A 24438-nucleotide genomic window follows, 5' to 3' on the forward strand; every position below is an offset into this window, starting at 1 on the left:
AGTTCGTTCTGAAAGACCGCAGTCGCTTTGTTGGGTGCGCTTCGCGCACCAGCGCGAGCAAGCTCGCTCGCCACGGGGCTCTCACCCGCTTCAAGCCTTTCTTAACTGAACAGTATTGCGCTCATGGCGGGGTTTGTCGTTTTCAATGCTGTCGTTATGCGCAGCGGCTTTCTCGTTGCTGCTCCAGTGTTTCCAGTTCGATCCTGTAGCTGTGGGCGTCGTTCTCGGAGTGGAACATCCCCACCAGCATGTCTTGTTGATGGACATCCCAGATCCGGATACCGGCGGCCAGGCCTTCATGGGACATCTGTGAATCGTCGCGTTCAGTTACTTTTACAGTCATCTGCGAGCTCCAATTTCAATTGACCTGCAGCAAGGCGTCTGCAGGCCTTTGTTATATATTTTGATAGCTTGCTAAGTAAATGATCTGGATCGGTAACGGTCTGTTGCAGGATCGAAGACAATCCGCCAGCCCCCGCCGGCCGTGACATTCGGTCGCATGGCAGAAAGTTTCATGACAGATGTTTCATGTTTCAAGGGCCTCTCCGCTTGCCCGCGAAGGCGGTCTGTCAGCTGGCGCAAAAACCACAGGCGAAAAAAAGCCTCGCAATCGCGAGGCTTTGTTTGCGTTGGTCTGGCTTACTGGCCTTTGACCGGCTTGCCGTCGACGGTGCCGTCCTGGAGCATGATGTTGTACTCCTTGCCGTCGGTTTCGACCTGGCGCAGGGCTACGAGAACATAGCCCCAATCCTTGGCGAACCACATCTCGGTGATGCGCTTGTTACCGCTCTCGACAGGCGGACGTACGCGCTCGACCTTGATGGCGTCAATTTTGCCGACCTTGGTGCTGACCGTTTCGGAATTCAGAACGCGGAAATCGTAGGTGTCCGAGTCTTCACCTTCAACCACCTGGTAGCTCATGCTTTTTTTGCCGGCCGCAACATCGCGCTGCAAAGCCAGTTGGTAAGTAGACTTATCCAGCATGCCTGTGTTGAGCGGTACCTTGACCGCTTCACCGCGATCGGTCCCGGTGACCATCTTGGTGCTCCAGTCGAAGTCCAGATTGACTTTCTTGGCTTTACCCAGACCGCCACGCTCGAAGTTATATGACTGGGGCAGCAAGGTGTCCTTGTCCAGCTTCAGTGTGCTTTCTTCCGTCAGGCTCGCAATCATCATCGATGCCTTGAAGCTGAGCTTCCAATCACCGTTGCTGGTTTTTTCAAGGCTTCGTTCAGCGGTACCGCTCATTGGAAGTTGCTTCCAGTCGGCGGTATAGCTGGCGGAGAACGGTTGCAAATCTGCGGCCTGCGCAAAGGGCAGGGCAAGCAGAGCACAGGCGAAGAGCAGGGCGCGACGCATAAAATCTCCTAGTGACGAATCAAGTGACCGCTGGTCCCAAGTAACTGACCATCCAGTGAAGCACCTAGTTCGCCCAGGCTCAAGCGGCCCTCGGCAAACCAGCGTACCGCCAGCGGATAAATCTGGTGTTCGCAGGTGTGAACCCGCTGCGCCAGACTTTGCGGCGAATCATGCAACTCTACCGGTATTACTGCCTGTACGACCAGTGGGCCGCCATCGAGTTCCTCGGTAACGAAGTGCACGCTGCAGCCATGTTCCGTGTCGCCGGCCTCCAGCGCTCGCTGGTGAGTGTGTAACCCTTTGTATTTAGGGAGCAGCGAAGGATGGATATTGAGCAGGCGGCCCTGGTAATGGCGGACGAAACCGGCGCTGAGGATGCGCATGAATCCGGCCAGGACCACAAGTTTGGGTTGGAAAGCGTCGATCAGTTCGATCAAGGCGGCATCGAAGGCTTCACGGCCTTCGAACGCCTTGTGATCCAGGGCGCGGGTATCGATACCCGCGTCCTTGGCGCGCTGCAAACCGTAGGCATCGGCACGGTTCGAGATCACTGCGCGAATGCGGACAGGGTTGTCCGCGTTCTGCGCATCGTCGATCAAGGCCTGCAAGTTACTGCCGGTGCCGGACAGCAGCACCACAACATCACAGGTCTGGGGCATCTCAATGAGCCTTGAGGTTCTTCAGTTCGACCTGAGCAGCGCCTTCGGCAGCCGTGGAGATCTGGCCGATGACCCAAGGTTGCTCGCCGGCTTCACGCAGTACGTTCAGCGCGGTTTCAACGTGTTCCTGGGCGACGCAGATAACCATGCCCACGCCGCAGTTCAGCACGCGGTGCATTTCGGTTTCGTCAACGTTGCCTTTTTCCTGCAGCCAGTCGAAGACGGCCGGGCGCTGCCAGCTGGCAACGTCAACCACGGCCTGGGCGCCTTTTGGCAGCACGCGCGGGATGTTGTCGAGCAGGCCGCCACCGGTGATGTGGGCCATGGCCTTGACGGCGCCGGTGTCCTTGATCAGCTTGAGCAACGGCTTGACGTAGATGCGGGTTGGCGCCATCAGCAGGTCGGTCAGCGGCTTGCCGTCGAGCTGGATGTTCTCGATGTCGGCACCGGACACTTCGATGATCTTTCGGATCAGCGAGTAGCCGTTGGAGTGCGGACCGGACGATGGCAGGGCAAGCAGGGCATCGCCAGCGGCCACTTTCGAGCCGTCGATGATTTCCGATTTCTCGACCACGCCCACGCAGAAACCGGCCAGGTCGTAGTCTTCGCCTTCGTACATGCCCGGCATTTCAGCGGTTTCGCCGCCTACCAGGGAGCAACCGGACAGTTCGCAGCCAGCGCCGATGCCGGTGACGACCTGAGCGGCGGTGTCGACGTTCAGCTTGCCGGTGGCGTAGTAGTCAAGGAAGAACAACGGCTCGGCGCCACAGACCACCAGGTCGTTGACGCACATGGCAACCAGGTCGATGCCGATGGTGTCGTGCTTGTTCAGGTTCAGTGCCAGGCGCAGCTTGGTGCCGACGCCGTCGGTGCCGGAAACCAGCACGGGCTGCTTGTAGCCGGCCGGGATTTCGCAGAGGGCGCCAAAACCGCCCAGGCCGCCCATGACTTCCGGGCGCGCAGTGCGCTTGGCGACGCTCTTGATGCGTTCGACCAATGCTTCACCGGCGTCGATGTCTACACCGGCGTCCTTGTAGCTCAGGGAGGGTTGCTTGCTCATGATCCAGGCCTTTAGGGGGGATTTCTGGGTAACGACCGAGTCTGGCGAGCGTGCTGAACAGGCATGGGCGGGATCGCCGCGCAAGCATTCAGAACACCGGGCCATTGCCGGTCTGCGAAGGCGCGCGATTTTATCAGGCTTGAGGGGCAGCGGCCATCCTCGGGCCGACGGGCAGGGGCATATCGTGTTAAAAAATCCGAAAATGCTCCGTGCTGGTGGCCTTGCCTGTCGCTGTATAAGGTATAGCGGTTTACTGTCTATGGTTATGACTGAGTGAAAACTTCCATCGATCGTGTGAATGTTTTGCAGGTCTGTGTGGTCACAGCCTTGCTCAAGCCAGTTCATGCGGTCTGTTCCAGCCGCTATTTGTCGACGGGAATCCCCCATGCGCCTGTGTAAATTTCTGTTTGTGGGCTGTTTGTCGCTGGTCAGCCTGGCGAGCCATGCCCAAACCGTCCAAGGTCTCTATCAAGTCCACGAACCGGTCAGCAGCCAGACTCCGCAAGAGCGTGACCAGGCCACGCAGCGCGCGCTCGACACCCTGGTGCTGCGCCTCACCGGTGACGCCCGGGCGTTGCAAAGTCCCGGGCTTGCGGCCATCCGAAAAGATCCGCAACAAATTATCAGTCAGTACGGCTATGACGCCGGGCCACCGGAAAGCCTGAAGGTCGATTTTGACCCGGTGAGTACGGATCGTGCGCTGCGCCAGGCCGGGCTGGCCCTGTGGGGGGCCAATCGTCCGTCGATTCTCGGGTGGTGGCTCAACGACTCGGCCGACGGCTCAAGCCTGGTGGGTGATGGTCAGGTCAGTGCCGAGCCGTTGCAGCGTGCGGCCCAGCATCGAGGTTTGCCGTTGCGCCTGCCGCTGGCGGACCTGAACGAGCAGATCGTGGCCACGGCACCGAATCTTGATAGCGGTAATCCTGCTCCGTTGCGCAGTGCTTCCGAGCGTTATGGGGCCGATGCCTTGTTGGCGGTGCATGCGCGCGAGGAGGGTGGCCAATGGCAAGCCAAGTGGTACTTGTGGCTGGGCGATCAGCGTGAGCAGGGCAGCGTGCAGGGAGCTGACAACGCCGTCGTGGCGGATGCTGTGCTGCTGGCGGTGAGCGAGCGCCTGGCGCCGCGCTTCGCGTCCAGGGCCGGGGCGTCCAGCGAGCAATCGTTGCTGGAGGTGCAAGGCATGAATCTCGCGCGCTATGCGGAATTGGGGCGGTTGCTGGAGCCTTTTTCCGTGCGGTTGCAGCGTGTCGAGGGTGACCGGATTGTCTATCGCGTCAATGGCAGTACCGATCAGTTGCGTTCACAGTTGACGCTGGCGAACCTGCGGGAAGTGCCGGCCAGTGCCGCGCCAGCGCCAGTCCAGCCCATGGCCGCAAGCCCGGTGCCTGTGGTTGCTCCCGCTCCCGGGGCGCAGCTGAGTTTCCGCTGGTAGTTTTTCTTTTCTTATATAGAAGCATATGGAGTTGTTCATGGCCGATTCTCGGCGTTGGGTCTGGCTGGCTGGGATCGCCCTGCTGTGCGTGTTTGTGTACCTGTTGCATCCGATTCTCACCCCCTTTCTGGTCGCGCTGGGGCTGGCTTACCTGTTCGACCCCTTGGTCGATCGCCTGGAAAGATACGGCTTGTCGCGAACCTGGGGGGTGGTGGCCGTGTTTGCGCTGTTTACCCTGATCGTCATGGCGTTGCTGCTGGTGCTGGTGCCCATGCTGGCCAAACAGCTGTTTCGTTTGTATGAGCTGGCACCGCAGATGCTCGACTGGTTGCAACACACGGCGATGCCGTGGGTGCAGGCCCGGATGGGGCTGGCGGACGGCTTCTGGAAGTTCGACAAGGTCAAGGCGGCCATCAGCGAGCACATGGGGCAGACCACCGACATTGTTGGAATGGTGCTGAGCCAGGCCACGGCGTCGAGCCTGGCGTTGATGGGGTGGCTGGCCAACCTGGTGCTGATCCCGGTAGTGAGCTTCTATCTGTTGCGTGATTGGGACCTGATGATGGGCAAAATCCGCAGCCTGTTGCCACGTGGTCGTGAGGAGCGCGTGATGGCATTGGCCGGTGAGTGTCATGAGGTGTTGGGGGCGTTTGTGCGCGGGCAATTGATGGTGATGCTGGCGCTGGGGGTGATTTATGCCGCGGGCCTGATGCTGGTGGGGCTGGAACTGGGGCTGTTGATCGGCCTGATCGCCGGCCTGGCGGCGATCGTGCCGTACATGGGGTTTGTGATCGGGATCGGTGCGGCGCTGATCGCCGGGCTGTTTCAGTTTGGCGGTGACCTGTATCCGATGATCGGGATTGTTGCGGTGTTCATGGTCGGCCAGGCCCTGGAAGGCATGGTGCTGACGCCGTTGCTGGTGGGCGACCGGATTGGCCTGCACCCGGTGGCGGTGATCTTTGCGATCCTGGCCGGTGGCGAGCTGTTTGGCTTCACCGGTATTCTGCTGGCATTGCCCGTGGCCGCAGTGATCATGGTGCTGGTGCGTCATGTGCATGACTTGTACAAGGACTCATCCATCTACGGCAGCATGGACGAACCCGAGTCCCGATAGCGGGCGATCCGCCCCGAAAAGGCCGCCCGGTGGCTGCCCGGACGCTCTTGTACAGGGCGCCTGGCTGCCACATGCACCGTCAAACAAACCCCTCCGATCCTTGCAAGTTAACGCAAACCTTTGATTTTGCTTATGGTCTGCCGCATTGTGCGGCCGGCGTCACGGGTATAAACTTTGCAAACTTTACACAGAGGCCACTAACGGTTCGTTTGGAACTGTTCAGTCAGCATGAAACCGATTCAGCTGCCCCTAGGTGTGCGTCTGCGTGATGACGCCACCTTTATCAACTACTACCCTGGCGCCAACGCCGCTGCACTCGGCTATGTCGAACGCCTGTGCGAAGCCGACGCCGGCTGGACCGAAAGCCTGATCTATCTGTGGGGCAAGGACGGGGTAGGACGTACGCACCTGCTGCAAGCCGCTTGCCTGCGCTTCGAGCAGTTGGGGGAGCCGGCGGTGTACCTGCCGTTGGCCGAGTTGCTGGATCGCGGTATCGAAATCCTCGACAACCTTGAACAGTACGAACTGGTTTGCCTGGATGACTTGCAGGCGGTCGCGGGTCGGGCTGACTGGGAAGAGGCGCTGTTCCACCTGTTCAACCGTTTGCGCGACAGCGGTCGGCGCCTGCTGATCGCCGCGTCGACGTCGCCACGAGAGCTGCCGGTAAAGCTGGCTGACCTCAAGTCCCGCTTGACCCTGGCACTGATTTTCCAGATGCGCCCCCTGTCCGATGAAGACAAGCTGCGTGCGCTGCAATTGCGCGCCTCGCGTCGCGGCCTGCACCTGACCGACGAAGTCGGGCATTTTATTCTGACTCGGGGCACACGCAGCATGAGCGCCCTGTTCGAGTTGCTCGAACGCCTCGATCAGGCCTCGCTCCAGGCCCAGCGCAAGCTGACGATCCCCTTCCTCAAAGAAACCCTGGGCTGGTAAAACCGCGGCCTGTAGAGCGTTTCGGCATATTTCAGGCGTCAGAAAACCCGCTTCCGGAAGGGTGTTTCCGGCGCGCGCAGATTTAAAATGGGCTTAAGCGCTTAGATGTTAAGAGAAAACTGAGAAGTCACATTTAAATCGATTGAATTTGCAAATGAGGGCGATAGAAGGCATAGTCGCGGCTTCTTTACACCTTCAGCCACGGTCGTGCCCATGCTAAATCGCTTCGCACCCCTCGTGCCTCTCGCACTCGTTACCCTGCTGTTTGGTTGCGCCGCGCACTCTCCAGTGTCCCAGCAAGCGCCCCAGCAACAGGTTCAAAACTCTTCTACCGCACAGTCTTCCGCTCTTTATCAGGAAGAACTGGCAACCGAAAAAGAACTGGCCGATTTTGCTGGCAGCAAGCCTTACCAGTTGCCTGTCCTGGCCGACAGCATCCTTGAACGTGGCATGTCCCTGATCGGTACCCGTTACCGTTTCGGCGGTACCTCTGAAGCCGGTTTTGATTGCAGCGGTTTCATCGGTTACCTGTTCCGCGAAGAGGCGGGCATGAACCTGCCGCGCTCCACGCGTGAAATGATCAACGTTGACGCGCCGCTGGTCTCTCGCAGCAAGCTGCAACCTGGCGACCTGCTGTTTTTTGCCACCAATGGTCGTCGCGGTCGTGTCAGTCACGCCGGCATCTACCTGGGTGACAACCAGTTCATCCACTCCAGCAGCAGCCGCAGCGGCGGTGTCCGGGTCGATAGCCTGGGCGACAGCTACTGGAGCAAGACCTTCATTGAAGCCAAGCGCGCACTCGCCATGGCTCCCACGTCGGTCACCACCGCGCGCAAGTAAGCGGTCTGCGTAGCCACTGCGCCCAGGGTGCAACACCCGGGCGCGGCTACCGAAAATCGACCCTCGCCGAGCAATGCCCCTTCATTTTGTAATCCCAACTTAAAGTCTTACTTGAAGTTTGGCGCTTAGCCGCTAGAATCCTGATCTATTGTTGATCAACTAACCGCGTAAGCCCTGCTTACGCGGTTTTGTTTTCAGCCTCTCGGCAGAGAACGCCGCAGCCAGATCAGGATGCTCTGTAGATGACGATGTCGGCCCGCCTTGCACTCATGTTCCTCGCAGCGCTGCTCAGCGCCTGTGCCAGTCGTACTCCGCCGCCGGCCAAAGTGGTTCGCGCCCCTGTCTTTGCACCCTCGCAATCATTCTCCCCGGTGGCCGACGACGTGCTGTTCCGCGCGCTGGGCCTGGTGGGCACGCCGTATCGTTGGGGCGGTAATACGCCGGATTCGGGGTTTGATTGCAGCGGCCTGATCGGCTACGTCTACCGAGACGCGGCGGGTATCACGCTGCCACGCACCACGAGTGAAATGATCGGCATGCAGGCGCCCAGTGTAGGCAAGACCGCCTTGCAGACCGGTGACGTGATCTTCTTCGCCACCAATGGCGGCTCGCAAGTCAGCCATGCCGGGATCTACGTCGGCGAAGGTCGATTCGTGCATGCGCCGGCCACCGGCGGTACCGTCAAGCTGGACAGTCTGTCCAAAGCCTATTGGCAGAAGGCCTACCTGAGCGCCAAGCGCGTATTGCAGCCCGAGCATCTGGCGCGCAATCCCTAGAGTCCTGTCTCGCAGAGGTGGTCATGACCGCTCGTACGCTCAATCTCGACGATGACCTCTACCACTACCTGCTCGATGTATCACTGCGCGAAACGCCGCTGTTGCGCCGTTTGCGTGATGAAACCCAGGCGTTGCCCATGGCGCGCTGGCAGGTGGCGCCCGAGCAAGGGCAGTTTCTCGCCCTGCTGATCAAGCTGACAGGCGCCCGACGTGTACTCGAGGTGGGGACCTTTACCGGTTACAGCGCCCTGTGCATGGCGGCGGCCTTGCCGCAGGACGGCTCGCTGATCTGCTGCGACCTCCCTGGCGATTACAACGCCACGGCGCGCCGTTACTGGCAGGAGGCCGGGCTGGCCGGGCGTATCGAGCTGCGCCTGGCGCCGGCGTTGCAGACCCTGGCGCAGCTGGAGCAGCAAGGGCAGGGGGGCTGCTTTGACCTGATCTTCATCGATGCCGACAAGGCCAATTACCCGGCTTACCTGGAAAGCGCCTTGCGGCTGCTACGCCAGGGCGGCCTGGCGGTATTCGACAACACGCTGTGGAGCGGCCGGGTACTGGAAAGCAATCCCGCCAGCGAAGACACCCGGGCCATCCAGGCGCTCAATCGTGCCTTGAAGGCGGATGCGCGGGTGGACTTGTCGTTGCTGCCGCTGGGGGATGGCCTGACCTTGTGCCGCAAGGTCTAGGCAGCGTCCGGCGGTAGTTGCTCATTGAAGGGCTGACACCCGCCAGATCCTGTTCCCCACATCATCGGCCACCAGCAGATTTCCTTGCCGGTCGATCACCACGCCCACCGGCCGGCCCATGGCCTGTTCGTCCTGGTCGAGAAAACCGCTCAGCACATCGACAGGCTGCCCGACCGGTTTGCCTGCGCTGAACGGCACGAAGATCACTTTGTAGCCACTGTGGGGTTTGCGGTTCCACGAGCCGTGCAGGCCGATAAAGGCGCCTTCGGTGAAGGGCGGCGGCAGTCTGCTTCCTTGTGCGAATGCCAGGCCCAGCGGGGCGGTGTGTGAGCCGACGGCGTAGTCCGGGGCAATGGCCTTGGCGACCAGGTCCGGGTCTTGTGGCGTGACCCGGGCATCGACGTGTTGGCCGTAATAGCTAAATGGCCAGCCATAGAAGCCCCCGTCCTTGACCGAGGTGATGTAGTCAGGCACCAGATCGTTGCCGAGCTCGTCCCGTTCATTGACGGCAGTCCAGAGTTTTCCGCTGCGCGGCTCCCAGCCCATGCCGTTGGGGTTGCGCAGGCCCGAGGCGAAAATCCGCTGGTTGCCGGTGGCGCGATCAACTTCCCAGATCGCCGCGCGACCGGTTTCCTGCTCCAGGCCATTTTCCGCGATGTTGCTGTTCGAGCCGACGGTCACGTACAGCTTGCTGCCGTCCTGGCTGGCGATGAGGTTTTTGGTCCAGTGATGGTTCAGTGTGCCGCCGGGCAGGTCGATCACCTTCATGGGGGCGGAGGTGATCGAAGTGGCGCCGCCTGCATAATTGAAGCGCAACAGCCGATCCGTATCCGCGACGTACAGATCGTTGCCGACGAGGGCCATGCCAAAGGGGGAGTTGAGGTGTTCAATGAACGGGGTGCGGGTTTCGGCGTGGCCGTCGTGGTCGGCGTCGCGCAGCAGGGTGATGCGGTTCGGGCTGGGCACGCCGGCACCGGCGCGCGCCATGATTTTTTCGGTGATCCAGCCGACCACGCCTGTGCCGTCATCAGGCTTGGCTGGGGCGTTGGTTTCGGCCACCAGCACATCGCCATTGGGCAGCACATACAGCCAGCGTGGGTGTTCGAGCCCTTTGGCGAATGCCACCACCTGGGTGCCGGGCGCGGCAATCGGCTTGGCACCGCTTGGCCAGCCCACGGCGGGGGCGATGTTCACGGTCGGGATCAGGGTCTTGTTCGGCGCCGACAGCGTGGGTGAAGGGCCGATGCCGTCCGACACTTGCAGGCTGGAGGTTTCCCCGCAGGCGGCCAGGCCTGCGGCAAGGGTGATAACCAGGGCGAATCGAGGCTTGAACATGCGGGCTTCTCCATGAGTGCATCCCTTCAGTCCAGAGGAGCCGGATCGCCTTGAGGTTCAGTCTCAGCTACGGGCCTCCTTGAGCAGCACGGCGATACCCGGATGATAGTAGCCGGCTTCGTTGCGCAATTTGCGATAAGCGTAAGGAAAGTACCAGGCCACGGCGCAGCAATGTTCCTTTTGCAGGTCGTCGACCATGTCCTGGAGTTCTTCCGGTGTGGCGCTGTGCTGGAGTTTTTGCGGGGCGACGAACAGGCAACCGATCTTCAGCTCGTTGGCATAGGCGATGGTCTTGGCATCGCTGGCAATGTCCAGCAGTGCCTGGGTGAGGTTCAGCTGGTTGACCCGTGGCCAGCGTTGTGTGGCTTGAAGGTAGGCGCGTTGCTCCTGGTTGGCGATGAGCAGGTCGACGCGGCCATTGCGCTTGCCTTCCTCGATCTGCTTTTTGCTGGGCGCCTGTTCCAGGGTGACCATCTCCGCCATCCAGGCCGCGGCTGAAAGCAGGCTCAGGTTGGCGCGTTCATCAAACCAGTAGGGGCTTTCGTTATCGCCGCGCACGGCGTTGTAGCGATCGATACAGTCAAACCAGCGCTCCAGTACCGGGCGTAGAAATTCCAGTTTCGGGTTACTGATGATCATGCCTTGCATGGTGCTCGCCCTTTTTATTGTGGTGTCAGGTTGTGGCTATTTGATATCACTGCTTTAAGTCTGGCACAACAAGGGCGTCGGTTTATTGATCGGGGTCTGTTTCTGTCGCGGCATGAGCCCGGCATTAATTGACGCTCCACCCCCAACCCTCTAACCTTCGCGACTTGTTTCAGGTGCTCGGTGACCCTCTGGTCGATCGAGTGAAACAGGGAAGCCGGTGAGGGTGCGCTCTTTGACAGAGCGGGCAACGATCCCGGCGCTGCCCCCGCAACGGTAAATGAGTGAAGATCGCGCCTTGAGCCACTGTGTCGACGTTCGACATGGGAAGGCGCGCGGTCCGGCCAAACCAGCCGCTCATGAGCCCGGAGACCGGCCTGATCCATCCAGCGGCATCACGGTGGGCGATGCCAGGCTTCCTGCCGTCTGTATCCATGCCTGCCCGCCGTTATCCAGCCTCAACGGAGAGCTCCCCCATGACTGATTCCCCTGATCGTGACGAACGCCATCTGGCGCGCATGCTGCGCAAGAAAGCAGTGATCGATGAACGCATTGCCAACTCGCCGAACGAGTGCGGCCTGCTGTTGGTACTGACCGGTAACGGCAAAGGTAAAAGCAGTTCGGCGTTCGGCATGCTGGCCCGGGCCATGGGCCACGGCATGCAGTGCGGCGTGGTGCAGTTCATCAAGGGGCGTAACAGCACGGGCGAGGAATTGTTCTTCCGACGCTTCCCGGAGCAAGTACGCTTCCATGTCATGGGCGAAGGGTTTACCTGGGAGACCCAGGATCGCCAGCGCGACATCGCGGCCGCCGAAGCTGCCTGGGCGGTATCCCGGCAGTTGCTGAATGATCCGGCCATTGGCCTGGTGGTGCTCGATGAACTGAACATTGCCCTCAAGCATGGTTACCTCGATCTGGATCAGGTGCTCAGCGACTTGCAGGCGCGCCCGCCGATGCAGCACGTGGTCGTCACCGGTCGTGCCGCCAAGCCGGAAATGATCGAGCTGGCGGACACCGTCACCGAAATGGGCATGATCAAGCATGCGTTCCAGGCCGGGATCAAGGCGCAGAAGGGTGTCGAGCTGTGAGCCTCTTCCTATGAATAGCCGTCGATACTGCCCGGCGGTGCTGATTGCCGCGCCGGCCTCCGGCCAGGGCAAGACCACCGTCACCGCTGCGCTGGCCCGCTTGCATCGTAATCAGGGGCGCAAGGTCCGGGTGTTCAAGTGCGGCCCGGACTTTCTCGACCCGATGATTCTCGAGCGCGCCAGCGGTGCGCCGGTGTACCAACTGGACATGTGGATGGTCGGCGAGCAGGAAAGTCGCCGGCTGTTGTGGGAAGCGGCCGCTGAGGCCGACCTGATCCTGATCGAAGGGGTCATGGGGTTGTTCGACGGCACTCCGTCCAGCGCGGATCTGGCACGGCATTTTGGCGTCCCGGTGCTGGCAGTGATCGATGGTACCGCCATGGCGCAGACGTTCGGTGCGCTGGCCCTGGGCCTGGCGCGTTATCAGCCGGACCTGCCGTTCGCCGGGGTGCTGGCCAACCGGGTCGGCACCTTGCGTCACGCGCAGTTGCTCGAAGGCAGCCTGACCGAAGGCCTGCGCTGGTACGGGGCCTTGTCCCGGGAAACCGGTATCGAGTTGCCGAGCCGTCACCTGGGGCTGGTGCAAGCCAGTGAGCTGAACGACCTGGACCTGCGCCTCGACGCCGCTGCCCAGGCCCTGGCCAGCAGTTGCGAAGTGGCATTGCCCCCGGCCGTCGAGTTTGCCGCGCCCGATGTGATCGCCGCCGAGCCGTTGCTGGCTGGTGTGCGCATTGCCGTGGCGCGCGATGAAGCCTTCGCCTTTACCTACGGTGCGAGCCTGGACCTGCTGCGGGCGATGGGGGCTGAGTTGCGCTTCTTTTCGCCGATCCGCGACCGCGAGTTGCCGGAGGCTGACAGTGTGTATCTGCCGGGTGGTTACCCGGAGTTGCACCATGTCGCCCTGGCTGAAAACAGCTCGATGCTCGACGCCATCCGCGCTCACCATGGCGCCGGTAAACCGTTGCTCGCAGAATGCGGCGGCATGCTGTATTTGCTCGACTCGCTGACCGATGTCGAGGGCACGCGGGCGGCGCTGGTGGGCTTGCTGGCCGGTGAGGCGGTGATGCAAAAGCGCTTGGCGGCATTGGCGCTGCAGGCGGTCGACCTGCCCGAAGGCTCGCTGCGTGGCCACACCTATCATCACTCGTTGACCCGTACCGAGCTCGAGCCGATTGCCCGTGGCCTGAGCCCCAACGGCGGACGAGGCGCGGAGGCGGTTTACCGTGCCGGAAGGATGACGGCTTCATACGTGCACTTTTATTTCCCGTCCAATCCGTCGGCGATTGCCGCGCTGTTTGCGCCTGACCTTGAGACCGTGAAGAAACCATGACTGCCAATGCCTTCAGTGCGGCCGAGCGCGATGCGGTGTATCGCGCCATCGCCGAGCGTCGCGACATGCGTCATTTCAGCGGTGGCACAGTCGAGCCAGCGCTGCTGCGGCGCCTGCTCGAAGCGGCGCACCAGGCACCCAGCGTCGGCCTGATGCAGCCCTGGCGGTTTATCCGCATCAGCGACCGGGCATTGCGCGGCAAGATCCAACACCTGGTGGAAGAGGAGCGGGTGCGCACCGCCGAGGCGCTGGGCGAACGCTCCGATGAATTCATGACGCTCAAGGTCGAAGGCATCAACGATTGTGCCGAGGTGTTGGTCGCCGCGCTGATGGATGATCGCGAGCGGCACATCTTTGGTCGGCGCACCTTGCCGGAAATGGACATGGCGTCGCTGTCCTGCGCGATTCAAAACCTTTGGCTGGCGTCGCGTGCCGAAGGCCTGGGCATGGGCTGGGTATCGTTGTTCGAGCCCCAGGCACTGGCTGACCTGCTGGGCTTGCCGCCTGGGGCCAAGCCGCTGGCGGTGTTGTGCCTGGGGCCGGTCGAGGCATTCTATCCGGCACCGATGCTGGTGCTCGAAGGCTGGGCGCAAGCGCGTCCGCTCAGTGAACTGTTGTACGAAAATGTCTGGGGAGAGAGTCAATGAGTGTGGCCTTGCTGAGTGTCGCCGGGGTAGCGCTGGATGCGCTGCTGGGCGAGCCCAAGCGCTGGCATCCGCTGGTGGCGTTCGGCCGTTTTGCCGATCGCATCGAACAACGTTTCAATGCGGGCGGCCGTGGCTGGCGCAGTCACGGGGTCACCGCGTGGGTGATTGCGGTGGTGCCGCTGACCCTGTTGGTCACCGCGTTTTCCTGGTTGCCCTACCTGGGCTGGATCGTCGAGATTCTCGCGCTGTATTGCGCGCTGGGCCTGCGCAGCCTCGGCGAGCATGTCGAGCCGGTGGCCCAGGCCCTGCGCAGCCATGACCTGGAGGAAGCCCGCACCCGCGTCGGTTATCTGGTCAGTCGCCAGACCAGCGAACTGGATGAGACCGCGGTGGCCCGGGCGGCCACCGAGTCGGTGCTGGAGAACGGCAGCGATGCGGTGTTTGCCGCACTCTTCTGGTTTGCCGTGGCCGGCGCGCCGGGGGTGGTGCTTTATCGCCTGAGCAACACGCTCGATGCCATGTGGGGCTATCGCAACGAGCGCTTCGAACGCTTCGGTTGGGCGGCGGCGAAAATCGACGATCTGCTCAACTATATTCCGGCGCGGCTGGTGGCCCTGACCTATGCGCTGCTGGGCAAGACCCGTCTGGCGCTCAAATGCTGGCGTACCCAAGGGCCGACATGGGACAGCCCCAACGCCGGACCGGTGATGGCCGCAGGTGCCGGGGCACTGGGGGTCGAACTGGGCGGGGCGGCGATCTATCACGGTGAGCTGCATCAGCGTCCGCAATTGGGTGAGGGTGTGCCGGCAGACGCCGACTCGATTGACCGCGGCTGGCAATTGGTCCAGCGCGGGGTATGGTTGTGGCTGCTGATTCTCTGTGTGGGGGCCGAGTTTTATGCTTGAACACGGTGGCCGCCTGCGCAAGGCGGCCTTGCACTACGGCATTGCCGAAGCCGATTGGCTTGACCTCTCCAGTGGTCTGGCACCCTGGCCCTGGGCTATCCCGCAGATTCCGTTACGTGCCTGGGCGCGCTTGCCGGAAACCGAAGACGGCCTGGAGCAGGCCGCTCGGGAGTACTACGGGGCGAGCCATGTGTTGCCTGTCGCCGGTTCCCAGGCCGCTATCCAGTTACTGCCGCGCCTGCGTCGTGCCGGCAAGGTCGGCGTGCTGTCGCCCTGTTATGCCGAGCACGCCGAAGCCTGGCGTCGCAACGGTTATATCGTGCGTGAAGTGGTGGAGCAGGAAGTCGATTTTTTCCTCGACAGCCTCGACGTGCTGGTGGTGGTCAATCCAAACAATCCCACCGGCCTGAGCCTGACCCCTGAGCGCTTGCTCGAGTGGCATGCGCGCCTGGCACAACGTGGCGGCTGGCTGGTGGTGGATGAAGCGTTCATGGACAACACCCCGCAGTTGAGCCTGGCGGCGTTTGCCGATCAGGTCGGCCTGATCGTATTGCGTTCGTTCGGCAAGTTTTTCGGCCTGGCCGGCGTGCGGTTGGGCTTTGTGTTGGCCGAGCGCAAGTTGCTCAAGCTGCTCGCCAAACAGGTCGGTCCCTGGACGGTCAACGGGCCGACGCGGGTCCTGGCACAAGTCTGTTTACGCGATACCGAGGGGCATGCCCTTCAGCGCGAGCGCAGCGAGCACGCGAGCCAGCGCCTGGCGCAGGTCCTGGAGTGCCATGGCTTCAAACCCCAGGGCGGCTGCGCGCTGTTTCAGTGGTTGATCACCGATCACGCCGAGCACCTGTACGAGTTCATGGCCCGGCAAGGCATTCTGCTGCGCCTGTTCACCCACAACAGCAGCCTGCGTTTTGGCTTGCCGGCCGATGAGGCCGATTGGCTGCGCCTCGAACACGCCTTTGCCGCCTACGCCAAGGAAACCCCATGACCACGCTGATGGTGCAAGGCACCACCTCCGATGCCGGGAAAAGTACCCTGGTCACCGCGCTGTGCCGCTGGCTGACGCGCCAGGGCGTCGCCGTGGTGCCATTCAAGCCGCAGAACATGGCGCTCAACAGTGCGGTCACCGCCGACGGCGGTGAAATCGGTCGCGCGCAAGCGGTGCAGGCCCAGGCCGCCCGTCTTGAGCCGCACACCGACATGAACCCGGTGTTGCTCAAGCCCAACAGTGACACCGGTGCGCAAGTGATCATCCACGGTCGTGCCGTGACCAGCATGAATGCGGTCGCCTATCACGATTACAAAGTCATCGCGATGCAGGCGGTGCTCGCGTCTCACGAACGGCTGAGCGCGGCCTATCCGGTGGTGATGGTCGAAGGGGCTGGCTCGCCGGCGGAGATCAACCTGCGGGCCGGCGACATCGCCAACATGGGCTTTGCCGAAGCGGTGGATTGCCCGGTGGTATTGATTGCTGACATCAATCGCGGCGGGGTCTTCGCCCATCTGGTCGGCACGCTGGAGTTGCTGTCTGCCACCGAGCAGGCGCGGATCAAGGGTTTCATCATCAACCGTTTCCGTGGTGATCTCGCCTTGTTGCAGCCGGGGCTGGACTGGCTCGAAGCCCGTACCGGCAAGCCGGTGATCGGCGTGCTGCCCTATGTCATGGACCTGCACCTGGAGGCCGAAGACGGTATCGACCAGCGTCAGGCCGACAAGGCCGAGCAAGTGCTCAAGGTGGTGGTGCCGGTGCTGCCGCGTATCAGCAACCACACCGATTTCGACCCGCTGCGTCTGCACCCTCAGGTTGACCTGCAGTTTGTCGGCCCTGGCCAGCCGATTCCGCCGGCCGACCTGATCATTTTGCCGGGCTCCAAAAGTGTGCGAAGTGATTTGGCCTACCTGCGTGCCAATGGCTGGGACACGGCCATTGCCCGTCACCTGCGCTACGGCGGCAAGGTGCTGGGTATCTGCGGCGGCCTGCAAATGCTGGGTGAGCAACTGCACGACCCGCTGGGGCTGGAAGGGGCGGCGGGTTCCAGTGCTGGCCTGGGCTTGCTGGCGTTCGAGACCGTGCTTGAGGCAGAAAAGCAGCTGCGCAACGTGCGCGGTCGCCTGGTGCTGGAAAACGCCGACGTCAGCGGCTATGAAATTCATGCCGGGGTGACCACGGGTCTTGCCCTGGAGCAGGCGGCAGTGCGGCTGGACGATGGCCGTAGCGACGGTGCGCAGAGCGCCGATGGCCAGGTGCTCGGTACTTACCTGCACGGTCTGTTCGAGTCCCCGGCGGCGTGCAGCGCGTTGTTGCGCTGGGCCGGTCTGCAGGCGGTGCAGGAAGTCGACTACCACGGCTTGCGTGAGCGCGATATCGAGCGCCTGGCCGACCTGGTGGAGACGCACCTGGACACTGGGTTGTTGCGTGAACTCTGTGGCTTGTAGGGGGGGCAGCACCGCCCATTTCGCGGGCAAGCCTGCTTCCTCATGGGATCACCGCGTGCCTGTGGGAGCGGGCTTTCCCGCAAAGACTGAACGCTCCACAGCGCCAATTTCAAGGGATACCACCATGCTGCAACTGATCCTCGGCGGTGCCCGCTCCGGCAAAAGCCGCCTGGCTGAAAAACTTGCGTCCGACAGCGGCCTGGCGGTGACGTACATCGCCACCAGCCAGCCGCTGGACGGTGAAATGAGCGCCCGCGTGGCCCATCATCGCGAGCGTCGTCCACCTGAATGGGCGCTGATAGAAGAACCCCTTGAGCTGGCCCGGGTGCTGCGTGAAACCGCCCGTGCCGAGCGTTGCCTGTTGGTCGATTGCCTGACCCTGTGGCTGACCAACCTGCTGATGCTCGACAGCCCCGAGCGCCTGGCGCAAGAACGTGAAGCCCTGCTCGATTGCCTGGCCGCGTTGCCGGGTGAGATTGTGCTGGTCAGCAACGAGACCGGCATGGGGGTCGTGCCGCTGGGCGAACTGACTCGCCGCTATGTCGATGAAGCCGGTTGGTTGCATCAAGCCCTGGCTGAGCGCTGTCAGCGTGTCGTACTGACCGTCGCCGGCCTGCCCCTGACTCTGAAAGGTACCGCGTTATGAGCGATTTCTGGTGGCTGAACCCGTGCAAGCCGATTAACGCCCAGGCTCATGCGCAAGCGGCGGCCCGGCAGCAGCAGTTGACCAAGCCGGCCGGCTCCCTTGGGCAACTGGAGGCGGTTGCCGTGCAACTGGCGGGCTTGCAAGGGCGGGTCAAGCCGAACGTGAATCAGCTGTGGATCGCCATCTTTGCCGGCGACCATGGGGTGGTCGCCGAGGGCGTTTCGGCGTTCCCGCAGGAAGTCACCGGGCAAATGCTGCATAACTTCGTCACGGGTGGTGCGGCCATCAGTGTCCTGGCGCGGCAGCTGCAAGCGCGGCTGGAGGTGATCGACCTGGGTACCGTGACGCCGTCATTGAGCCTGCCGGGCGTGCGCCATCTGCACATCGGACCGGGCACTGCGAACTTTGCCCAGGGTCCGGCCATGACGCGGGGCCAGGGTGAGCAGGCTTTGCAGGCCGGCCGCGACAGCGTGTTGCGGGCCATCGCCGAAGGCTCGGAGCTGTTTATCGGTGGCGAGATGGGCATCGGCAATACCACGGCGGCCAGTGCGCTCGCGTGCGCCTTGCTCGAGTGTCCGGTGGCGCACCTCACCGGGCCGGGTACCGGTCTGAACGCCGCGGGCGTGAGTCACAAAGCCCAGGTTATCGAACGTGCCCTGGCGTTGCATGCCGCTGAGCGGGGCGACCCGTTGCAGACCTTGTTCAACCTCGGTGGCTTTGAGATCGCGGCGTTGGTCGGCGCCTATCTGGCCTGTGCCCAGGAAGGGCTGGCGGTGTTGGTGGATGGTTTCATTTGCAGTGTTGCCGCGCTGGTCGCGGTACGTCTCAACCCGGCTTGCCGCCAGTGGCTGCTGTTCGGCCATCGCGGGGCAGAGCCGGGCCACCGTCATGTGCTGGAGTCCTTGAACGCTGAACCTTTGCTCGACCTCGGTCTGCGCCTGGGCGAAGGCAGTGGGGCGGCACTGGCGGTGCCCTTGTTGCGGCTGGCCTGCGACCTGCACGGGCAAATGGCGACTTTCGCGGAGGCGGCGGTGGCTGATCGTCCGGCATGACCTTGCATCTGGATCTGCTGCGCCACGGTGAGACCGAACTCGGCGGCGGCTTGCGTGGCAGCCTGGATGACGCACTGACCGCCAGCGGCTGGGAGCAGATGGGGGCGGCCGTGATCGATCGAGGGCCGTGGGATCGCCTGGTCAGTTCGCCGCTGCAGCGCTGTGCACGTTTTGCCGAGACGCTGGGTGAGCAGTTGCAGTTGCCAGTGATGCTGGACAAGGACCTGCAAGAGTTGCACTTCGGCGCCTGGGAGGGATGTAGCGCGGCGGCGTTGATGGAGACCGATGCGGAGGCCTTGGGGCGGTTCTGGGCCGACCCTTATAGCTTCACGCCGCCTGAGGGTGAACCGGTTACAGCGTTTTCGGCGCGGGTGCTGGCGGCGGTCGAGCGCTTGCAGCAGGCCTATGCCGGCCAGCGAGTGTTGCTGATCAGTCACGGCGGGGTCATGCGTTTGTTGCTGGCCCGGGCGCGGGGCTTGCCGCGTGAGCAACTGCTCAGCGTCGAAGTCGGCCATGGTGCGATGTTCTCATTGCGCGTCGAGGCCGACGGGGTGCTTGGGGAAGAGGGCTGAACATGTTGCCGTTCTGGATTGCCCTGCAGTTTCTGAGCAGCCTGCCGGTTCGTCTGCCGGGCATGCCATCGCCCCAGGAGCTGGGGCGCTCCTTGCTGTTTTATCCGCTGGTGGGGCTGCTGTTCGGTGTGTTGCTGTGGGCGTTGAACGGGCTGTTGCTCGGTACGCCGACGTTGCTGCACGCGGTGATTCTCTTGAGCGCCTGGGTGGTGCTCAGCGGTGGCTTGCACCTGGATGGCCTGGCCGACAGCGCCGACGCCTGGCTGGGCGGTTTTGGCGATCGCGAACGTACCCTGACCATCATGAAGGACCCGCGCAGTGGGCCGATCGCGGTGGTGACGCTGGTGCTGGTGCTGTTGCTCAAGTTGGCAGCGTTGCTGGCACTGATCGAGCAGCACGCCACGATCGGTCTGATCCTCGCGCCGTTGATCGGCCGCAGTGCGTTGCTGGGGCTGTTCCTCACGACCCCGTATGTGCGTGCCGGTGGCCTGGGCCAGGCACTGGCCGATCATCTGCCGCGCCAGCGTGGTGTGCAGGTAGTGCTGCTCAGTGCCGTGGCTTGCGTGCTGATCGGCGGTTGGAGTGGTGTGTTTGCCCTGGTGTTGGCGGTTCCCGTGTTTTTCGGCTTGCGTCAGGTGGTGTTGCGACGCCTGGGCGGGACGACCGGCGATACCGCGGGCGCCGTGCTGGAGTTGCTGGAAGTGGCGGTGCTGGTCGGGTTGGCGCTGGCCTGAAGGGTATTTTGCCCACGTATCTGCCTGCGCTCGTGCGATCATTGCGCTTGCGTTCACTGATTCACGGGTATATACACGCACCATGCTAGCTTCTCAATGTTTATGCACCAACCTGCGTCGCGCCGCTCGAGGCGTCAGCAGGTTTTACGACGGCGCCCTCGACGGCTTCGGGATCAATGTTGCGCAGTACTCCTTGCTGTGCAATTTGCAGCGCCTGGATCAGCCGAGTATTTCCGCCCTGGCTGAAGCCATGGGGCTGGACCGCAGCACGCTGGGGCGCAACTTGCGGGTGTTGGAAGGCGAGGGGCTGGTGCGCATGGTTGAGGGTGAAGACCAGCGTAATCGCATCGTGCAACTGACTGACGCGGGGCGCGAACGCCTGGCAGCGGCTTTGCCGGCCTGGGAAGCTGCCCAACAACGGTTGATCGATCGCCTGGGCGCCGAGAAGCGCGCCACCTTGCTGGCCTTGCTGGATGAACTCGCATGAAGCGGGTTTTTTCGATTTTAAACGGGTATATGCCCGTAATTGGAGAATAACAATGACATCGATGTGGCGTACCAGTGGTTGGGTTTTGCTCGGGAGTGCGCTGATTCTGGCGTTGTCACTCGGTGTACGGCATGGCTTTGGCCTGTTCCTGCCGCCGATGAGCGCCCAGTTCGGCTGGGGCCGCGAAGTGTTTGCGTTCGCCATCGCCTTGCAGAACCTGATCTGGGGGCTGGCGCAACCCTTCACTGGCGCGTTGGCGGACCGCTTCGGCGCGGCGAAAGTGGTGTGGGTCGGTGGCGTCCTGTACGCCGTGGGCCTGGTGTTCATGGGCCTGTCCGACTCCGCCTGGTCACTGTCGTTGAGTGCCGGCCTGTTGATCGGCCTCGGCCTTTCCGGCACCTCGTTCTCAGTGATCCTGGGCGTGGTCGGCCGTGCCGTGCCACCGGAAAAGCGCAGCATGGCCATGGGCATTGCCAGTGCCGCCGGTTCCTTCGGCCAGTTCGCCATGCTGCCAGGCACGCTGGGGTTGATCGGTTGGCTGGGCTGGTCGACGGCACTGCTGGTGCTGGGCATGCTGGTGGCGCTGATTGTGCCGCTGGTCAGCATGCTCAAGGATGCACCGCTGCCGGTACTGGGGCATGAACAGACACTGTCCGAGGCCCTGCGCGAGGCCTGTTCGCACTCAGGCTTCTGGTTGCTGGCGTTCGGCTTTTTCGTCTGTGGTTTCCAGGTGGTGTTCATCGGCGTGCACTTGCCGGCGTATCTGGTGGACCAGCACCTGCCTGCCAGCGTCGGCACCACGGTGCTGGCACTGATTGGCCTGTTCAACATCTTTGGTACCTACACTGCGGGCTGGCTCGGCGGGCGCATGTCCAAGCCGCGTTTGCTGACGGCTCTGTACCTGATGCGTGCGGTGGTGATTGGCCTGTTCCTGTGGATGCCGGTCACGCAGACCAGTGCCTATCTGTTCGGCATGGCCATGGGGTTCCTCTGGTTGTCCACCGTGCCTTTGACCAACGGTACGGTCGCAACGCTGTTCGGGGTACGAAATCTCTCTATGCTGGGCGGTATTGTTTTCCTCTTTCACCAGCTGGGTTCATTCCTTGGCGGCTGGTTGGGCGGGGTGGTCTACGACCGAACAGGAAACTATGACTTGATCTGGCAAGTGGCGATTCTCCTCAGTCTGTTGGCTGCCGCCCTGAACTGGCCGGTGCGTGAGCGTCCGGTGGCCCGCCTGCAGGCCCAGGCGGGTGCCGCATGAGCCGTATTGCTGTCGGGCTCGCCGCGGTGGCGGGTGGGGCGCTGCTGCTGGCGCTGGCCTGGTGGGGCTGGCATCAGGGCGGATTGGCGATGATGCAGTTGGGGCTGGGTGCTTGCTGAATCGTCCCTTGCTACGGGCGGGGATGGGCGAGTACCGTCGCCCCCTGACGATTTCTTGAGGATGCTCGATATGCCATTGCGCTGGCTGGCTGTTCCCGCTCTTGTTCTGGCCGTGGCAGGTTCGGCACTGGCGGCCGAGTGTCCGCCGTTGTATTCGGGGTCGTTGACCCGGTTGCATGCCAAGGACTCCATCGACCTGTGCCAGCGTTTTTCGGGTAAACCGCTGGTGGTGGTCAACACGGCCAGCTTCTGTGGTTTCGCCCCCCAGTTCAAAGGCCTTGAGGCGCTGTACCAGCGTTACAAGGGACAAGGGCTGGAGATGCTCGGCGTTCCGTCCAATGACTTCAGGCAAGAGTCCGGGGACGGCGCCGAGACGGCCAAGGTCTGCTACGTGAACTACGGCGTGACGTTCACCATGACCGAGATGCAGAAAGTCCGTGGCCCCGACGCCGTGCATCTGTTCAAGATACTGGCCGAGCAAAGCAGTTCGCCGAAGTGGAACTTCTACAAGTACGTGGTCGATCGCCAGGGCAAGGTGATCGCGAACTTCTCCAGCCTGACCAAGCCCGATAATCCCGAGTTCATCCGGGCCGTAGAGCAGGCGCTGGCTTCCAGGCCCTGATCGGCGTCCACTAAAAAGCCCCGCCTCTGTGCCAGAGAGCGGGGCTTTTTTGCGATTCAAGCGAGCGAGCCCTTCAGGCTCGCCGTGAATCAGAAGCGGTAGGTCGCGCCGACACCGAAGCCGTTCGCCCAGTTTTCATACTTGGCGTTGTAGCTTTGGCCACGGTCGTTGCTGTTGTTGACCTTGACCGCTTCTTCCTTGAGGTAGGAGTAGGCCAGGTCGATGGTCAGGTCATCGGTCGGGCTCCAGCCAGCGCCCAGGCTGAAGATCTTGCGATCGCCCGTCGGGATGCGCGGGGAGCGATCCACGTTGTTGGTCGGTGCCTGGTCAAACGACAGACCGGTACGCAGGACCCACTGCTTGTTCAGTTGGTACGAAGCACCGATGGCGTGAGCCCAGGTGTCGTGCCAGTTCTGTTCTTCGGTGATTTCGCCGAATTGTCCGCCCAGTACGCCTGGAACGCCTTTGTTCTCGACGGTGATTTCTTTCAGGCGGCTCCAGCGGGTCCAGGTGCTGCCTGCGTACAGGGTCCACTGGTCGTCCAGCTCGTGAGTCACCGAGAAGTCCACCGATTCAGGGGTGGTCAGGTCCAGGGACGCGTCGTACTTCTGGTCCTTGCTCTGGCCTGCCAGCGGCAGCAAACCGTAGTTGATCTTGGTGTTGCCCTCGAGCTTGTACTTCACTTTCGAGTGGTAGGTCAGGCCGACACGGGTGCTGTCGGTCAGTTGTGCCAGGACACCGATGTTGTAGCCCAGCGCGGTGTCGTCGCCCTTGATGCGCACGTGTCCGTCAGGCGCAGCCTGGGTAATCGACAGGTCGGACTCCAGGACCCCTTCGATACGGTTGATGGTTGGACCAAAACCGATCGAGACCTTGTCGTTGAACGCGTAGGAAACGGTTGGCTGCAGGGTGACGACTTTTACATCACTCTTGCTGCCGAAATATTTGCCGGCAAAACCGTTCTCGTAGTCGGTGACCAAGCCAAACGGGGCATACATGCCGACGCCGACGGCCCATTGGTCGTCGATTGGCTTGACGTAGTAGCCCATTGGTACAGCGATGAACGGAACCATGTCGCCTTGGTTGGTGCCGCCATTCGGGCTGGAGGTGGCATGGTTGATATCGGTGTGAGCGTCGAGCATGGCGACACCGCCGGTGACTTGTTCGCGCTTGAGGCGCGACATGCCGGCAGGGTTACCGAAAATGGTGCTTGCATCATCTGCGACAGAAGAACGCCCGGCGAATCCAGTACCCATCCCACTGATGCTTTGCTCGTTGATGGCAAAGCCAGCTGCGAAGATCTGGGTGGATGCCATGGTAACGGCTAGGCCAAGCGTGGTTTTGAGCATTACTTTTTTCATTATTAGAACTCCCGGTGATCACCGGGGCGGAAATTACCAACATTTTTGCTTCAGCGCCATAGGCTGTATGCCTTGAGATAGAGCGGTTTTGTAGGACAATCCGACCAGAATCGCGGCTTTTTTTACGATCTTGCAGTTTTGGCTGCTCAGCAGGCGATCTGATTCACGGGTGATACACAGGCTTGCCAGGCGCAGGTGAAATCGCGCAGGCGTCCTTGAGGCTGGAAGGTCTGGCGCCAGATTCGCGCCATACCTAGCAGATCATCTGTGTTTGGACCGGGGACATGGTTTACACCTGTTCGGGGACATGGTGGACACTTTTTAATACGACACATTGATCAT

Annotated in this window: 27 protein-coding genes and 1 riboswitch; of the genes, 20 read left to right on the forward strand and 7 right to left on the reverse strand. The window is 62.1% G+C overall.

Features of this window, described 5'->3' with window-relative positions:
* Window positions 1-154: 154 nt before the first annotated feature.
* The 4 genes from AC3WQN_RS24070 to purM form a co-directional block, all read right to left on the reverse strand.
* Window positions 155-343 (reverse strand): hypothetical protein, encoded by a 189-nt coding sequence (locus AC3WQN_RS24070; protein WP_095144036.1) that lies wholly within the window; start codon window positions 341-343, stop codon window positions 155-157.
* Window positions 344-639: 296 nt separating this feature from the next.
* Window positions 640-1359, reverse strand: a complete 720-nt coding sequence (locus tag AC3WQN_RS24075; RefSeq protein ID WP_103401981.1) for a DUF3108 domain-containing protein — start codon at window positions 1357-1359, stop codon at window positions 640-642.
* Between the two features lie 8 nt (window positions 1360-1367).
* Window positions 1368-2018 (reverse strand): phosphoribosylglycinamide formyltransferase, encoded by a 651-nt coding sequence (gene purN / locus AC3WQN_RS24080; RefSeq protein WP_103401982.1) that lies wholly within the window; start codon window positions 2016-2018, stop codon window positions 1368-1370.
* 1 nt (window position 2019) lies between these two features.
* Window positions 2020-3078, reverse strand: a complete 1059-nt coding sequence (gene purM, locus AC3WQN_RS24085) for a phosphoribosylformylglycinamidine cyclo-ligase (protein ID WP_103401983.1) — start codon at window positions 3076-3078, stop codon at window positions 2020-2022.
* A 385-nt stretch (window positions 3079-3463) separates the two neighbouring features.
* On the opposite strand from purM, the gene AC3WQN_RS24090 reads away from it, so the two are divergent.
* From AC3WQN_RS24090 to AC3WQN_RS24115, 6 genes are all read left to right on the forward strand, one after another.
* On the forward strand, window positions 3464-4510 hold the full coding sequence (locus tag AC3WQN_RS24090; RefSeq protein WP_178081953.1) for a DUF2066 domain-containing protein: 1047 nt from the start codon (window positions 3464-3466) through the stop codon (window positions 4508-4510).
* A 37-nt stretch (window positions 4511-4547) separates the two neighbouring features.
* Window positions 4548-5624, forward strand: coding sequence for an AI-2E family transporter (locus tag AC3WQN_RS24095; protein WP_103401985.1), 1077 nt, complete (start codon window positions 4548-4550; stop codon window positions 5622-5624).
* Window positions 5625-5852: 228 nt separating this feature from the next.
* Window positions 5853-6557, forward strand: a complete 705-nt coding sequence (hda, locus tag AC3WQN_RS24100; RefSeq protein WP_008033543.1) for a DnaA regulatory inactivator Hda — start codon at window positions 5853-5855, stop codon at window positions 6555-6557.
* Window positions 6558-6770: 213 nt separating this feature from the next.
* Window positions 6771-7397 carry a C40 family peptidase gene (locus tag AC3WQN_RS24105; protein WP_095144030.1) on the forward strand — a complete coding sequence of 209 codons (627 nt, stop codon included), beginning with the start codon at window positions 6771-6773 and terminating at the stop codon, window positions 7395-7397.
* Window positions 7398-7639: 242 nt separating this feature from the next.
* Window positions 7640-8173 (forward strand): C40 family peptidase, encoded by a 534-nt coding sequence (locus tag AC3WQN_RS24110; RefSeq protein ID WP_095144029.1) that lies wholly within the window; start codon window positions 7640-7642, stop codon window positions 8171-8173.
* A gap of 23 nt (window positions 8174-8196) precedes the next feature.
* Window positions 8197-8859, forward strand: coding sequence for a class I SAM-dependent methyltransferase (locus AC3WQN_RS24115; RefSeq protein WP_095078406.1), 663 nt, complete (start codon window positions 8197-8199; stop codon window positions 8857-8859).
* 21 nt (window positions 8860-8880) lie between these two features.
* Here the strand turns inward: AC3WQN_RS24115 and AC3WQN_RS24120 are convergent, their stop codons facing one another.
* Together AC3WQN_RS24120 and AC3WQN_RS24125 are read right to left on the reverse strand one after the other, a co-directional pair.
* On the reverse strand, window positions 8881-10194 hold the full coding sequence (locus AC3WQN_RS24120; RefSeq protein WP_103401986.1) for a PQQ-dependent sugar dehydrogenase: 1314 nt from the start codon (window positions 10192-10194) through the stop codon (window positions 8881-8883).
* A gap of 63 nt (window positions 10195-10257) precedes the next feature.
* Window positions 10258-10842 (reverse strand): hypothetical protein, encoded by a 585-nt coding sequence (locus AC3WQN_RS24125; protein ID WP_103401987.1) that lies wholly within the window; start codon window positions 10840-10842, stop codon window positions 10258-10260.
* 154 nt (window positions 10843-10996) lie between these two features.
* Window positions 10997-11234, forward strand: a riboswitch (cobalamin riboswitch).
* 81 nt (window positions 11235-11315) lie between these two features.
* Between AC3WQN_RS24125 and cobO the strand changes: the two genes are divergently transcribed.
* The 14 genes from cobO (at window position 11316) to AC3WQN_RS24195 (ending at window position 22735) form a co-directional block, all read left to right on the forward strand.
* Window positions 11316-11927: a cob(I)yrinic acid a,c-diamide adenosyltransferase gene (gene cobO / locus AC3WQN_RS24130; protein ID WP_095144025.1), complete on the forward strand. Its 612-nt coding sequence runs from the start codon at window positions 11316-11318 to the stop codon at window positions 11925-11927.
* A 10-nt stretch (window positions 11928-11937) separates the two neighbouring features.
* A complete protein-coding gene (locus tag AC3WQN_RS24135; RefSeq protein WP_103401988.1) occupies window positions 11938-13257 on the forward strand; it encodes a cobyrinic acid a,c-diamide synthase CobB in 1320 nt (439 codons plus the stop codon).
* Window positions 13254-13904 carry a 5,6-dimethylbenzimidazole synthase gene (bluB, locus tag AC3WQN_RS24140; RefSeq protein WP_103401989.1) on the forward strand — a complete coding sequence of 217 codons (651 nt, stop codon included), beginning with the start codon at window positions 13254-13256 and terminating at the stop codon, window positions 13902-13904. The genes AC3WQN_RS24135 and bluB overlap by 4 nt, the downstream gene beginning before the upstream one ends.
* On the forward strand, window positions 13901-14809 hold the full coding sequence (cbiB, locus tag AC3WQN_RS24145) for an adenosylcobinamide-phosphate synthase CbiB (protein ID WP_103401990.1): 909 nt from the start codon (window positions 13901-13903) through the stop codon (window positions 14807-14809). The genes bluB and cbiB overlap by 4 nt, the downstream gene beginning before the upstream one ends.
* The gene (cobD, locus tag AC3WQN_RS24150) at window positions 14802-15794 is read left to right on the forward strand and encodes a threonine-phosphate decarboxylase CobD (protein ID WP_103401991.1); all 993 of its coding nucleotides are present in this window, start codon (window positions 14802-14804) and stop codon (window positions 15792-15794) included. Before cbiB ends, cobD begins: the two co-directional genes overlap by 8 nt.
* Entirely contained in the window at window positions 15791-17242 is a 1452-nt protein-coding gene (locus AC3WQN_RS24155; RefSeq protein ID WP_103401992.1) for a cobyric acid synthase, read from the forward strand. The genes cobD and AC3WQN_RS24155 overlap by 4 nt, the downstream gene beginning before the upstream one ends.
* Before the next feature lie 124 nt (window positions 17243-17366).
* The gene (cobU, locus tag AC3WQN_RS24160) at window positions 17367-17888 is read left to right on the forward strand and encodes a bifunctional adenosylcobinamide kinase/adenosylcobinamide-phosphate guanylyltransferase (protein WP_095144019.1); all 522 of its coding nucleotides are present in this window, start codon (window positions 17367-17369) and stop codon (window positions 17886-17888) included.
* On the forward strand, window positions 17885-18940 hold the full coding sequence (gene cobT, locus AC3WQN_RS24165; protein WP_103401993.1) for a nicotinate-nucleotide--dimethylbenzimidazole phosphoribosyltransferase: 1056 nt from the start codon (window positions 17885-17887) through the stop codon (window positions 18938-18940). The genes cobU and cobT overlap by 4 nt, the downstream gene beginning before the upstream one ends.
* Window positions 18937-19512 carry an alpha-ribazole phosphatase family protein gene (gene cobC, locus AC3WQN_RS24170; protein WP_103401994.1) on the forward strand — a complete coding sequence of 192 codons (576 nt, stop codon included), beginning with the start codon at window positions 18937-18939 and terminating at the stop codon, window positions 19510-19512. Before cobT ends, cobC begins: the two co-directional genes overlap by 4 nt.
* Before the next feature lie 2 nt (window positions 19513-19514).
* Entirely contained in the window at window positions 19515-20246 is a 732-nt protein-coding gene (locus tag AC3WQN_RS24175) for an adenosylcobinamide-GDP ribazoletransferase (RefSeq protein ID WP_103401995.1), read from the forward strand.
* 82 nt (window positions 20247-20328) lie between these two features.
* Window positions 20329-20733 (forward strand): MarR family winged helix-turn-helix transcriptional regulator, encoded by a 405-nt coding sequence (locus AC3WQN_RS24180; protein ID WP_095144015.1) that lies wholly within the window; start codon window positions 20329-20331, stop codon window positions 20731-20733.
* A gap of 52 nt (window positions 20734-20785) precedes the next feature.
* Window positions 20786-21994, forward strand: a complete 1209-nt coding sequence (locus AC3WQN_RS24185) for an MFS transporter (RefSeq protein WP_103401996.1) — start codon at window positions 20786-20788, stop codon at window positions 21992-21994.
* Window positions 21991-22113, forward strand: a complete 123-nt coding sequence (locus AC3WQN_RS24190) for a hypothetical protein (protein ID WP_256577023.1) — start codon at window positions 21991-21993, stop codon at window positions 22111-22113. Before AC3WQN_RS24185 ends, AC3WQN_RS24190 begins: the two co-directional genes overlap by 4 nt.
* A 70-nt stretch (window positions 22114-22183) precedes the next feature.
* Entirely contained in the window at window positions 22184-22735 is a 552-nt protein-coding gene (locus AC3WQN_RS24195) for a glutathione peroxidase (RefSeq protein WP_103401997.1), read from the forward strand.
* Between the two features lie 89 nt (window positions 22736-22824).
* Here the strand turns inward: AC3WQN_RS24195 and AC3WQN_RS24200 are convergent, their stop codons facing one another.
* Window positions 22825-24096 (reverse strand): OmpP1/FadL family transporter, encoded by a 1272-nt coding sequence (locus tag AC3WQN_RS24200; RefSeq protein WP_103401998.1) that lies wholly within the window; start codon window positions 24094-24096, stop codon window positions 22825-22827.
* Between the last annotated feature and the right edge of the window lie 342 nt (window positions 24097-24438).

The organism is Pseudomonas sp. FW300-N1A1 (assembly GCF_058789115.1).